The following is a 12814-nucleotide window of genomic DNA, read 5'->3' on the forward strand; positions in this document are numbered from 1 at the left end:
GGTGCTATCCTCCACTGTTTTTGGTAAACGTAACAACAATTTCTGGTTCGCCACCAGGTCCTACTTTCGGAGTGATGGGTGTTAGTTCAATACGATCTGACTGCATCTCCAAAAATGGTGTCTTTAGTTTAATTTCCCCACTTGCTGCATTAACATGTGACGAAGAAAATAAAAACAGGGAACAGATACCTAGCAGTAATAGCTTCAATTGCACGTTATCTATCCTTTCTAGCAAACTACTTCATGGCTTGAGCACTTGATAGCGCATTTTGATATAAACGGCTACTAGGGACTAAAGAAGTTGCTTTTTGGAGCGCAGTAATTGCTGCAGCTTTATTTTTCACCGCCATATAACAAACCCCTAGTTGATAGGAATAATCCGCATTTTCCGGATCACGATCAACTGCTTTTTGAGAAGCAACAATTGCTGAGTTATAACTATTGGGATTTTCTTTGCCATTGATATAATAGGCTCTGGCTTTATAATAATAGCCTTTAGCATTTTTATCATCTATGTCATTTACTGCCACGAATTCGGCAAATGCTAGCTCTAAAATTTGTTTCAGTTGCTTTTTCTTCACTTCAGGTTTCAAGCTTTGATTGCGAAGTAGCTCGTCTCGTTGTTTGAGATACAAAAGACCAAGTGAAATATGATAATCAATATTTTTCTTACTTAACTGCACTGCTTTCTTCTCGTTGTCCACTGCGAGTTTGGTATGATTAGCTTGCAATTGTATCAGGGCAAAATCATGAAAATAAAGAGCATTTTTTGGATTTTTCGCCACAGCTATTTTCATGCTTTCAATAGCTGTATTATTATCTTTGAGTGCACTATAAATCTTCCCGCGATGATACTGCGCACTTGCTAAATCTTTATTAATTTCCACTGCTTGATCAATCGCCTCTTTTGCTTTTTCATAATCACGAACATAAAAATCAAAAACAGCAAGTTGATCATATAAAGTTGCATCATCAGTGATAAAAGACGTCGCTGCAGTTAAAACCTTAACCCCTGACACATAGTCCTCTTTTAATCCAAATAAATTGGAAAGGTGTACATAATACGTTTTGTTTTCCGTATCCAACTGAAGCGCTTGTTTTGCTAAAGATAAAGCTTTATCAATATCTTTGGCTTCGTACGCTTTCACTGATTGATTGTAAAATGTGGCCGCTTTTTGCTCATCTTGATCGACTTCCTGAATAATCTTTGCATCTACAAGCGGAGTAATATCTGCACTGGGTGATCCAAGTAAGCGAAGAAGAAAAATAAGTGCAATTATTCCGATAGCTGCCCAAGTTACCCAAGACGGTAACTTCTTCTTTTGACCCTTATCCAATGTTTTTTTCGCTTTTTTTACATTTTTCACGCCAAATGATTCTAATTTCGGGCGACTCGGAAATAATTTACTAGCAAACGGATTGGTTTCTTTGTTCTCGTTTTCTGTTTCCGATTTTACTTCCTCTTCAATCATCTCTGGTTTTTTGCCACCAAAAGAATGTGCCCATTTCCAGAGTTCATGTAGTGGAGGACGCATCTGCGGATCAGGAGATACACTCTTCATAATCCATGATTCTAACTCCACTGGAACATCTCCGCGTAAGGAACGAAGCGGTCTCATCTCATCTTTGTGTTCTTCAAAGCTATCGCCAGTTAACATATGAAATAATAACTCTGCTAGTTGTTTTGCGAGTTCAGACTCGCTATATGCACCTGTTTTTTCGCTCGGTAGAACAGCCAAAGGACCGCCATATAAAAACCTTACTCTTCCATCTTCATCTATCACCATGTTTTGGGGATCGATAAGTGCAAATTCACCTTGAGACTCGCACTCCATCAAATGGTCAGATATTTTTTGGGTAATCTGGGAAATTTCCCCTAAAGCAAGTGGCGCATTTTGATAAAGATAAATTCCCATAAGATTTCCTTCCATCTTTTCAAACACTTGATAAAGAACACCATCTTCTACAAACACTTCTTGGAGTGGAACGAAAACATTTTCATTTCTAAGCGGTAATCGAGAAATGGTATTTTCATCAGGCATTGGGTTCAATTGAATTGCATGGATAAAACGAGTTGGTGTTTCTTCCGGATCAAAGGAATCATATGTTGTATAGTATAGTACTCCGTCGACAAAAGGAAAAACACTGATAACTTGGTAGCTCCGTCTTATTCGCTCCCCTTGTTGTTTTATCTCCATATCTTCTCCTCACTCTATCAAGCGGACATTTTTACATATCCCTTATTGTAACATGAAGTATATCAAAGGATGAATGCCATTTTCATTATATTCTTGACTCCCATCTTCATCCATTACATTCAAACGAGATTGGTCCAACAAAGCATTACTTATATACAAAAAATTTATATTATATAATAATAAGTACCCGCTATTAACATGATTACAAATGTTCTTTATATGCACATTATTTTATTATCTGTAACAAAAAGGGAGCAACCTTTATGAATCCAAAAGCAATTCGCGCATGGATTTGGTATGACTGGGCTAATTCTGCCTTTGCAACAACCATGATTGCAGCCGTTATGCCCATCTTTTTCTCCGATGTCGCCGCAAAAAATCTGCCTAAAACAACTGCAACTGCATACTGGGGTTATACCGAATCCATCTCTCTAGTCATGCTTGTCGTCTTGTCACCAATTCTTGGTTCCATCGCTGATCAAGCTGGACGAAAGAAACAATTCCTGCGGTTTTTTACTTATATCGGAATCATTACATCCTTACTGATGGCAACGATTGGAGAAGGTGAATGGATGTGGGCAGTTACACTGGTTATTGTCGGTACATTGGCTTTTGCCTGCAGCAATATCTTTTATGATGCCTTTTTACCTGAGATCGCTAAAGAAAAAGACCGCGATATGGTTTCCAGCCGAGGTTATGCAATTGGATACATTGGAGGAGGAATACTCTTAGCTTTACAATTATTATTTATACAAAATCCATCATGGCTTGGGCTCAATACAGTTGCAGTTACGCAAATTTCCTTTGCAAGTGTAGGGATTTGGTGGTTTGTTTTTTCGTTGCCGATCTTCCGGCATGTAGAAGAAAAAAAGAAGAAATCAGACATCGGATTGCTCCAACTCAGCAAAAATAGTCTTTCGCAAGTGATCCAAACAATTAAACAGTTACCAAAATACCCAGAACTTCTTCGATTTTTAATTGCTTTTTGGTTTTTTAACGATGGTATAAATACTATTATCAAAATGGCAACGATTTATGGAAGAGAAATCGGGATTGGTACAAATGATCTTATTTTCGCTTTGCTGATCACTCAATTTGTTGGCTTGCCATGTACACTGCTATTCGGAAAATTCGCTGAATGGTTCGGCGCAAAAAAAACGTTGATTGTCACCATTGTCGTTTACTTGTTTATTGTGTTGCTTGGTTATGGAATGACAACATCCTTCCATTTTTACGCATTAGCCATTTTAGTAGGAATTGTTCAAGGAGGAAGCCAAGCTTTGTCCCGTTCGATTTATAGTCAATTAGTACCTCAAGGTAGAAATGCCGAATTCTTTGGATTTTATGGACTTTCTGGCAAGTTTTCCGCTATTTTCGGTCCTTTTGTTTTTGGATTCGCTGGACAACTGACTGGATCAAGCAGATTTGGAATCCTTTCTTTAGCTATATTTTTCTTGATTGGTATCACATTATTATGGAGATTAAATATAGAAAAGGGAAAACAGGAAGCAAATAATACCTAAAAGAAAAGATAGTAAAAACTACTCATGGACAGAGTAGTTTTTATTTTGGTTTTGGGACAAAATCCCTCTATGCAAAATAAAAACACAAAACGCGATTTACAAAAATGGCATTTTGTGTCTTGATATTATGTGAATTTTTAACACTACTTTTGATTTTTACGAACCAACAAAGCTAAAGGGAGAGAAGGAATACTTAAAAATAGTGCCATCAACGGCGTAAATGCAGCATAAGAAAAAGCATTTTGTCCTGCAAGAAAACCTAAGATAACCAAAAATAAAAACAAGATAATATTAGCGAAGAAAACATGCGTAAACAGATGCATAAATTTCCCGCCTACTTTTCTGCCCAACCAAAATCCCAGCACAAACTGAGCAATAACCTGTACTGGTAGAAAATAAGTTATTAATTGTTGCATTGTAATAGATTCTACAGAAATTCCTTGTTTCTGAATGATAACACCTGATATCAAACCACCGATCACCAAACAAACAACCGCCAAACCTACTGCCTGTAAGATACGCAATTGATTCATGAAAAAACTCCCTATATCTAGTGCTATTTTTTCGAATAAACAAAATGAGAAAGTAAGTTTAGGTTCAAAACTACTTTGTTGACAACCCCGCACGGCTAAAACCGTGGGATTCTGGGGTAATCCTCGGTATTCCAAGGAAGTTTACCAAGCTTAGACCGTGAGCCCCACGGCAAGTGATCTTCTACCTTCTTTCACTATGTTTTTGGCTGCATGGATGTCTCGATCATGGGGAACGCCACATTCTGGGCATGTCCATTCTCGCAACTTGAGTTTCTTCACTTCTTTGTTTTTATAGACACAACTCGAACAAAGCTGACTGGATGGGAAGGATTTTCCTGCTTTCACCAACTTCCTTCCGTATTCTTTCGCTTTGTATTCTAACATTATAACAAACTCCGACCGCGAAGCATCAGTGATCGATTTCGACAGCTTATGATTTTTCACCATATTTTTTACTTGCAGCATTTCGATACGGATGACTTGGTTTTCGTTCACCAGTTTCGTTGATAGTTTATGTCGGGCATGGGTGATTTTCTCATGGATACGAGCAACTTGGATACAGGCTTTGTGCCAGTTGGAGCCGTCTTTTTTTCTTCGTGCCATCGATCGCCCTGCTTTTGCAAGTTTTTGTTCCTATTGGCGGAAAAACCGATTCGCATTTCTTTCGTTCCATCATCGAAAATCGCAAAGTCTTTCAGACCTAAATCGATACCAACCGCTTCTCTTCTCCCCGGAACCGATCGCAAATAGCATCCCTTACAAAGGATAGATATTTTATATTTACTCGTGGATGTACAACGAATCGTGGCGTACAAAATACGACCACTCACTTCTCGTGATGAGACAAACTTCACCCAGCCTAATTTCGGCAATTTAATTTGTTCCCCTTTATTTCGATGGTCGGTCTGCTATTTTTGGAATAATTACATTGACTCGTATACGTTTGCACCCAATTTTTCCTGCTCTTAAAACCGGGGCATCGTTTTGTTTTCGGAAAAAAGAACCGAGAGGCATCGGCAAGATGTTTGAGTGTGTTTTGAAGGGTGGTAAAATCGACTTCTTTCAGCCATGTTAATTCTCGTTTTTTTCTCCGTTAGGACACGGGAACAAGTGGAATAGGTCAGCCCTTTTCCGACTGCTTGATATGCTTTGTTCCATTCACCTAGAAAATATTGAATACAAAACGGCTACGGTTGAGCTCGCTATCATCCCATTACCCCTACCGTTGGTTTTCTCGTTCGCAATGTTATAAGTATCTAGTATCTGCATAAGCTACTCTCTTTCCTATTTTTCACTCTTACATCTCATCTATACTTAGAAATTGCTTAACAATGATTGTCTTTCCAAATGAACAGCAAAAAGCTAGAGGCAAAATCCTCTAGCTTAAGTAGGTTTCCGTAAATAGTTACGATACAAATTGACAACTAGTACTAGTGGTAAGATATAGTTTACCAAATAGAAATAAAAATTTACTGATCGGAATATTTTATTATCTGAGACGAAATACTCTGGATTTATCATATAAACAAAAGGCAACAATGCAAAAAGAAAAACGATAAAGTTTCCAAAACCTTTCAGTTTTGAACGCACAATCTCTAGCATATAGCCAAAATCTGTTCTTGTGCTTTTACCCACGAATGCCCATTGATAAATGCGATAACGAGGTGTAAAAGTAGCAAAAATGTATAAGAGCGGTAAAAGTCCAATCAAAGATACATTTATCATACTAGGATTGTATTGTTGAATTAAAACTAATTCTGCTGTACTGACTAGTGCAAATAACCAACTTCCTGTAAATTGTCTTCCTTCTCTTCTACGAATAAGAGTACGTGATTCTTTAATTTGTTTCAATAATTCTCTATTACTTGTTTTGATTGAAGCAGCACGCTTTACATAAATATACGCCATTGTCACATCAGCTTGTGAAGTAGGATAAAATCCGGCTTCTAAATGCGGATGTTGTTCCCCGATTTCTTTCCAAGTGCTAAAGGCGATGTCTAAATATGCTCGCACTAGTTCTTCTTTATACGATTCGTTTTCAGGAGCTTCTTCCACACATTTTTCTAACAACTGAATGCCGTGCTTGAAGTTTCCATGTTGAATATACAGTGAACCAAGTTTATACTGGTATTTCATTTCTGAGCAGTTTAGAGAAATAGCATTCTCAAATGCTTCTTCCGCTCGTGATAAACGATTACAATTTTGAAACATCTCACCTAGTATAAACCAGTATTCTGAATTATTAGGTGTTATATCACAGGCTTTTGTCATTGCTGCGATAGCTTCTTGTTTTTCGCCTACAGCAAATCTAGCTTGTCCAAGTAACACCCAAGCTTCTGCTCGATTTTGGATATGTTCTGTCAATTTAATTGCTATAAACAGAGCATCCTCTGGTTTATTTGCCTCTAATAGGCGAAAACCTTCTGTAAGTACCTCCAAAATCTTTTCTTCCGGCCATCCTTTTGGATGATCTAAAAGTTGTTGATCATATATTTCTCTTCGATCTGAATGAAGTAATATTGCTTCAATCGTCTCATATTTCTTCAACATTTGCTCTGCTTCTTGCCGGCGATTCATTTGGGGAGCATTGGTTCGAGCACTCCACAATCGGATTTGATCATGTATTACTTTTTGTATCTCTTCCGTAGTTGCATCTGGGGAGAGCTCCAAAAATTGATAGTAGTTCTCCATGATAGGATATTCCTTTTTTGCGTTAGCTAATTGCTAATTTCGCAACACGTTTTTGTTTTTCTAGTACTTCGTCCTCTGTCAAGTTGGAAGTACGCTCAATATCTAATTCACCTAATAACGACCCAGCAGTAGAATCAATCACTGAGATATGAATAATACCATCACTGTCATATTCGAAAATAACTTCAATTGGAGCACCTTTCGGATATTCAGGAAGGTTAATCATACCTTCTCCAACTATTTTCACATAGTCGAGGTCAATGTCTTCACCCTCTGTAACTTGAATATGTAATTGAGTTTGCTGATCTACCGTAGTGGTGTAATGATTGCTTACTCTTGTAGGGATTGGAGTGTCTTTTTTCAAGACAATCGAGTTGACTTCGTGACCACTTTCATCAAGAGCCACTACACCCATACTGTGAGAATTCACATCTTGGACTTCTACCATTGGGAAGGAATGATTATCGACAAGATGATGTTGTCCTTGCTTCATTTGTAATATCAATCCTTGGATTGCTGCTCCCTGTGCTACAACCTCATCCGGATTGACATCAAGGGATGGTTTTAGTCCTGTAACCCGCTCAATTAATTCTGGAACTGCCCGCATTCGAGTGGAACCACCAACTAATAACACTCGATTAATATCTCCCCAGTCTAAACCTGCATCTTCTAACACAAACTCCATAATTTTTTGGGTTTGTTTTAAGAGATGATGGGTTACTTCTTCAAAGTTTTGTCGTGTTAATGGAATCGTTACGTTTACACCATTAGCAGACAAGAAAACATTTGTCCGTTCTCTGGAAGATAGCGTTTTCTTTGCAATCTCCGCTTTATCACGCAAATCCTGTTCTAGCATTGGATCTTCTAATAAATCGACTCCACCTGCTTTTATAAACTGGTCATTGAGATACTCCATCACTGCATTGTCCCAGTCAAAACCACCTAAACTTTTCGCACCGCCTGTAGCTAGTACTTTTAACCCGCCGGGACTGAGATGCATAATGGTAACGTCAAATGTACCTCCACCAAGATCGTATACTAGAATGGTCTGAGTATCATCCAATTTATTTAATCCATATGCCAAAGCGGCTGCAGTAGGTTCATTGATTATGCGTAAAACATTTATACCAGCAATGCGTCCAGCATCTTGTGTTGCTTTCCGTTGTGCATCATCAAAATATGCAGGGACAGTAACAACAGCATCTTCGATCTTTTCACCAAGCAATGTTTCTGCATCTTCTTTTAAACGCCGTAAAATCATCGCCGAAATTTCTTCAGGAGTATACACTTCCGCATTTTCTGTACGGAACTTCCATCCTTTGTCACCAATCTGTCTTTTCACAAATTGAATAACATTAAAAGGATTTGCAACAGCTGACCTTTTCGCAATACTCCCTACAATTGGGTCATCGCCATCAAATAATACAACTGAAGGAGTAATTCTCTCTCCCTCACGGTTGGTTAATACTTCAGGTTTTCCATATTGGTTAACGATAGAGATCGCAGAGTATGTTGTACCTAAATCGATTCCTACTACTCGCGCCATCTTTTTTCACTCCTTCTTACCGCATAATGTCAGATGAACGCCAAGCTCGCTAGTTTCTTCAGAAGAAAATGAAAAGATGGTTGCCCATCTATTAGGAGGAAAAAAGCAAAGAGGCTAGAGGGTTCTATCATTTCATATTTTTTTGAACACTGCCATCACCTGTTTCGCTGGGGTGATGGATTTATGGGCAATCCCATCTACTGATGGGCAGGTTACTAAGCTCTATGCTTATAAATCTCATCCTTAGCAACAATAAAATTACTGTACCCATTGTATAACGCTTTCCCGCTAGCTACTTCCCTCTTAACCTCTCAACCTCCATAAACAATAGAGAGCAACGGCTTATTTTGGTTGATACTTCTTGATAACGACTTTGGTTGGTCTTAAAATTACGTCTTTGTATTTGAAACCATTTCGAACAATATCAACTATTTGATTATCTTCACTAGGGTGAAAAGTAGGTTCTATTTTGACTACTTCTTGGTACTTAGGATCAAATGTGTACGATGTGAGGATTATTGGCTCTACTCCACGTCTATATAAGATTTCCATCAGTTCACCGTTAAGTGATTTTAATAGATCTGCTAACTCTGGAGATAGAGCACCAGAATCAATGGCATCTTTATATATACTTTCCATACGATCGTGAAATAGAATTAAATCGATATATAGTGGTCGAAGATGTGCTAGTTCCTGATCTTGTTTGAGATCATCCATCTCTTGATACAAACGTTCAAATGCTACTTCTTTCGTTTTGTCATAGCTCAACCGTTTCTCAACTAATCGAACAAGTGATGTGAAATTAGATTGTAGACCAGACAAAAAAGAGAGTACCTGTTGCTGTTGACGATCGGGTGCTTTGACCTCCTTCACTTCCTTAGAAGTTGCTGCACGATCTCTGGATAAAAAACTCATCCGAGAAGCTTGCTGGCTTTTTTGCGGAAGCTGCGGAGCTTTACCGAAGAATCTCTGGCTCTCTTTTTTGGGACCCATAGATGTTCCTCCCTATTCATGAGTTTACATTTGCGATGATACTAGCCCTATTGAAATCACAATTTTGGTCGCGATCTGTCCTCACAAGATGAAAGGAGCAAAAGGTAAGGTAGTATCTTAATTCACTTTTTTACATTGAAATACCTTCCATATCTCTAGAAAAATCAGCAGTAAGTTATGTGATAAAAATGTACTACGTGAAATTGGTCGTGATCTATGGCGTTGTGTATGGAGAAAGTATTTTATTATCGCCTCCGCTAATTGCTCTTCTACTGCTTCCACGGAAATAGAAAAACAATTAGTGTCATTAGACTTGTACCAATGTAATCCCTTCTGTAAATAGAAGGAAGGATCGATATCATCTGAATACAAGTCTGATTAGAATAACACAGCGTAGATTAGGCGATATCTGTTCACAAACTAGCTTCATTCATTTTTCGTTTTGATAGGAGTTTTTACTTCTAGCTCTCCTTACAAAGGGTAGTCCGATCATGGACACAGGGTCATTATAGTATCTTTAAAGTGGGAAGACAAGGAGAGTAAGTATGTTCTTTTCGATCCTAAACTACTCCTATCTAGTCGACTAGTTCTTATTATAACAGCTAGTTCGGATACTAGCACTAATCAGTTATTCTATTGGCAATATGTGTATATATTTTCACAATTTTTGTTTTTTCGAGGTGTAAAAAATAACCTAAAGCCTCCTTATTGACAAGAAATGATTTGTTTCCTCAATAAGTATACAAAAAATCAGATTAGTTTTAAAGTCAATATAGTAAAATTAGCCTCTATCAATTGTTTGACAGAGGCTTGTCTGTTTTTATTGTTGTTCACGCATATGTGGAAATAATAGAACATCACGAATAGAAGGGCTGTCTGTAAGCAGCATTACCAAGCGATCTATTCCAATTCCAAGACCACCTGCTGGAGGCATTCCATGTTCCATCGCTTCTAAAAAATCTTCATCCAATGGTTGTGCCTCATCATTGCCTGCTGCTTTTTCTGCCATTTGTGCTTCAAAACGGATACGCTGTTCAATTGGATCATTTAATTCAGAAAATGCATTGGCATGCTCTCTGCCATAAATAAATAATTCAAACCGATCTGTAAATCGTTTGTCTTGCTCATTTTGTTTGGCAAGCGGAGATATCGCCACAGGATGACCGTAAACAAAAGTTGGCTGAATCAAAAGATGCTCTACTTTTTGCTCAAAAAACTCGTTGACAATATGACCAAAAGTCATTGCTTCAGTTACTTCCACTCCATGATCACGAGCCAGTTGATGAGCTTGTTCATCCGTCATCTGCTCCATAAAGTCAATTCCGACATGCTCTTTGATTAAATCAGTCATTGAACGGCGTGCCCAACCAGGAGACAGATCAATTTCTTGCCCTTGGTAACTGATAATGGAAGTGCCGCGAACTTGTTTCGTTATGGAAGCAATAAGATTTTCTGTTAGATCCATAATATCTTCAAAATCGGCATATGCTTCGTAAAGCTCCAGCATAGTGAATTCTGGATTGTGTCTTGTTGATATTCCTTCATTGCGGTAACATCTACCAATTTCAAATACTTTTTCCACTCCACCGATCATCAGGCGTTTTAGATGCAATTCCAATGCAACTCGCAAATACAAAGGCATGTCCAATGCATTATGGTGTGTAACAAACGGTCTTGCAGACGCACCACCAGCTAAAACATGCAAAGTAGGTGTTTCCACTTCCAAATATCCCAAATCTGTCAAATAACGACGCATTGCGGTGAGGACTTGACTTCTTGTGATAAATGTTTGTTTCACTTCTGGGTTCATGATCAAATCTAGGTAACGTTTTCGATATCTTTGTTCAACATCTTTTAAACCATGGTATTTTTCGGGTAATGGCCGGAGTGCTTTGGATAAGAAAGTGAGTTCTTTTGCCCGTACACTCAACTCTCCTCGATTGGTTTTAAAAACAACTCCTGTAACTCCTAGGTAATCCCCCAAGTCAGCTTGTGAAAAGACTTCATACAGCTCTTCCCCTACTTGATCCAAACGTACATAGATCTGTATTTGCCCGCTCATATCTTGTAAGTGAGCAAAAGAGGCTTTCCCTTGCTTTCTTTTCGTCATCAAACGTCCTGCAATAGAAACCGTTACTTCTTTTTCGGCAAGTTCTTCTTTTGTAAGCCCATCATAGAGAGCTTCTAAATCTTTTGTTGTATGTGTGCGAACATATTTTTTACCAAATGGATCTACACCTCGTTCTCTCAATGTTTCCATTTTTTCTTTTCGCACTTGCATTTGTTCGCTTTGTTCTACTTGATCAATCATTTTTCCTTCACTCCTCAAACCTGTAGCTACTTACGCAACGGTTTCCTCAACTTCTTCAGCAAATGACAGCAAATATCCAGCCATCTCATCTCTTGTTTTCGCTCGATTTACAATATCTTTCATTTTAGCGCTGTCGTGTAATCCTTTTAAATACCATGCTGCATGTTTTCGCATTTCACGAACAGCCACTTCTTCTCCTCGCAGTGCGATCAAACGATCCATGTGCAATATGGCAATCTTCATTTTTTCTACTGCACTTGGCTCTGGTCGTAAAATACCATCTTCCAAGTAGTGAATCGTACGATATAACATCCATGGGTTACCCAAAGCACCTCTGCCAATCATTACACCATCACAACCGGTTTGTGTGAGCATGGCGCGAGCATCTTCTGGTGTGAACACATCGCCGTTTCCAATTACTGGAATTCGCACTGCTTCTTTTACTTGCCGGATCATTTCCCAGTCTGCTTTTCCTTTGTACATCTGTACTCTTGTTCGTCCATGAACAGACACAGCAGACCCTCCAGCACGCTCTACTGCTTGTGCATTTTGTACTGCATAAATATGGTCATCATCCCAACCGATCCGCATCTTCACAGTAACTGGTTTGTTCACTGCATTAACGACTGCAGACACCATCTCATAAATCTTATTTGGGTCGAGAAGCCAACGAGCTCCAGCATCGCACTTCACCACTTTCGGAACTGGGCACCCCATGTTGATATCAATAATATCTGCATTGGTTTCTAGGTCGACCACCTTTGCTGCTTCTACCAATGTTTCCCGATCACCACCAAAAATTTGCAAACTAAGTGGTTTTTCTCGTTCATCAACAAACAACATTTCTCTTGTTCGTTTGTTTCCATGCAAAATAGCCTTATCACTAACCATTTCTGCACATACTAAGCCTGTTCCAAATTCTTTAGCGATTAGGCGAAAGGCAGGGTTACACACTCCAGCCATTGGTGCTAACACAACCTGATTTTTCATCGTAATGGAACCAATTTTGAGCATTTTTC

The 12814-nt window shown here is 38.6% G+C and carries 11 protein-coding genes; 1 reads left to right on the forward strand and 10 read right to left on the reverse strand.

The annotated features are described in order from the left end of the window. Positions 1–4 precede the first annotated feature (4 nt). Complete coding sequence (locus tag AC5WOC_RS18570; RefSeq protein WP_496056910.1) at positions 5–214, reverse strand: hypothetical protein; 210 nt, start codon at positions 212–214, stop codon at positions 5–7. Between the two features lie 22 nt (positions 215–236). Next, complete coding sequence (locus AC5WOC_RS18575; protein ID WP_496056911.1) at positions 237–2198, reverse strand: tetratricopeptide repeat protein; 1962 nt, start codon at positions 2196–2198, stop codon at positions 237–239. A 263-nt stretch (positions 2199–2461) separates the two neighbouring features. Between AC5WOC_RS18575 and AC5WOC_RS18580 the strand changes: the two genes are divergently transcribed. Continuing rightward, positions 2462–3721 carry an MFS transporter gene (locus AC5WOC_RS18580; RefSeq protein ID WP_496056912.1) on the forward strand — a complete coding sequence of 420 codons (1260 nt, stop codon included), beginning with the start codon at positions 2462–2464 and terminating at the stop codon, positions 3719–3721. 143 nt (positions 3722–3864) lie between these two features. On the opposite strand, the gene AC5WOC_RS18585 is transcribed toward AC5WOC_RS18580, so the two are convergent. From AC5WOC_RS18585 to dusB, 8 genes are all read right to left on the reverse strand, one after another. Beyond that, a complete protein-coding gene (locus tag AC5WOC_RS18585; protein WP_496056913.1) occupies positions 3865–4254 on the reverse strand; it encodes a hypothetical protein in 390 nt (129 codons plus the stop codon). A 150-nt stretch (positions 4255–4404) separates the two neighbouring features. Then, a complete protein-coding gene (locus AC5WOC_RS18590) occupies positions 4405–4857 on the reverse strand; it encodes an RNA-guided endonuclease TnpB family protein (RefSeq protein ID WP_496056914.1) in 453 nt (150 codons plus the stop codon). Next, a complete protein-coding gene (locus AC5WOC_RS18595; protein ID WP_496056915.1) occupies positions 4746–5126 on the reverse strand; it encodes a hypothetical protein in 381 nt (126 codons plus the stop codon). The genes AC5WOC_RS18590 and AC5WOC_RS18595 overlap by 112 nt, the downstream gene beginning before the upstream one ends. Positions 5127–5637: 511 nt before the next feature. Next, positions 5638–6945 carry a tetratricopeptide repeat protein gene (locus tag AC5WOC_RS18600; RefSeq protein WP_496056916.1) on the reverse strand — a complete coding sequence of 436 codons (1308 nt, stop codon included), beginning with the start codon at positions 6943–6945 and terminating at the stop codon, positions 5638–5640. Positions 6946–6967: 22 nt separating this feature from the next. Further along, complete coding sequence (locus AC5WOC_RS18605) at positions 6968–8491, reverse strand: Hsp70 family protein (RefSeq protein ID WP_496056917.1); 1524 nt, start codon at positions 8489–8491, stop codon at positions 6968–6970. A 342-nt stretch (positions 8492–8833) separates the two neighbouring features. Then, positions 8834–9484, reverse strand: a complete 651-nt coding sequence (locus AC5WOC_RS18610; protein WP_496056918.1) for a nucleotide exchange factor GrpE — start codon at positions 9482–9484, stop codon at positions 8834–8836. An 820-nt stretch (positions 9485–10304) separates the two neighbouring features. After that, positions 10305–11795 carry a lysine--tRNA ligase gene (gene lysS / locus AC5WOC_RS18615; RefSeq protein WP_496056919.1) on the reverse strand — a complete coding sequence of 497 codons (1491 nt, stop codon included), beginning with the start codon at positions 11793–11795 and terminating at the stop codon, positions 10305–10307. 30 nt (positions 11796–11825) lie between these two features. Beyond that, entirely contained in the window at positions 11826–12809 is a 984-nt protein-coding gene (gene dusB / locus AC5WOC_RS18620) for a tRNA dihydrouridine synthase DusB (RefSeq protein WP_496056920.1), read from the reverse strand. Between the last annotated feature and the right edge of the window lie 5 nt (positions 12810–12814).

It is taken from the genome of Shimazuella sp. NTD247 (assembly GCF_059510415.1).

Excerpts from the sequence above, each read along its gene's own strand:
- AC5WOC_RS18575 (WP_496056911.1), bottom strand. The coding sequence starts at position 2,198 with ATGGAGATAAAACAACAAGGGGAGCGAATAAGACGGAGCTACCAAGTT.
- AC5WOC_RS18580 (WP_496056912.1), top strand. The coding sequence starts at position 2,462 with ATGAATCCAAAAGCAATTCGCGCATGGATTTGGTATGACTGGGCTAAT.
- AC5WOC_RS18585 (WP_496056913.1), bottom strand. The coding sequence starts at position 4,254 with ATGAATCAATTGCGTATCTTACAGGCAGTAGGTTTGGCGGTTGTTTGT.
- AC5WOC_RS18590 (WP_496056914.1), bottom strand. The coding sequence starts at position 4,857 with ATGGCACGAAGAAAAAAAGACGGCTCCAACTGGCACAAAGCCTGTATC.
- AC5WOC_RS18600 (WP_496056916.1), bottom strand. The coding sequence starts at position 6,945 with ATGGAGAACTACTATCAATTTTTGGAGCTCTCCCCAGATGCAACTACG.
- AC5WOC_RS18605 (WP_496056917.1), bottom strand. The coding sequence starts at position 8,491 with ATGGCGCGAGTAGTAGGAATCGATTTAGGTACAACATACTCTGCGATC.
- AC5WOC_RS18610 (WP_496056918.1), bottom strand. The coding sequence starts at position 9,484 with ATGGGTCCCAAAAAAGAGAGCCAGAGATTCTTCGGTAAAGCTCCGCAG.
- lysS (WP_496056919.1), bottom strand. The coding sequence starts at position 11,795 with ATGATTGATCAAGTAGAACAAAGCGAACAAATGCAAGTGCGAAAAGAA.
- dusB (WP_496056920.1), bottom strand. The coding sequence starts at position 12,809 with ATGCTCAAAATTGGTTCCATTACGATGAAAAATCAGGTTGTGTTAGCA.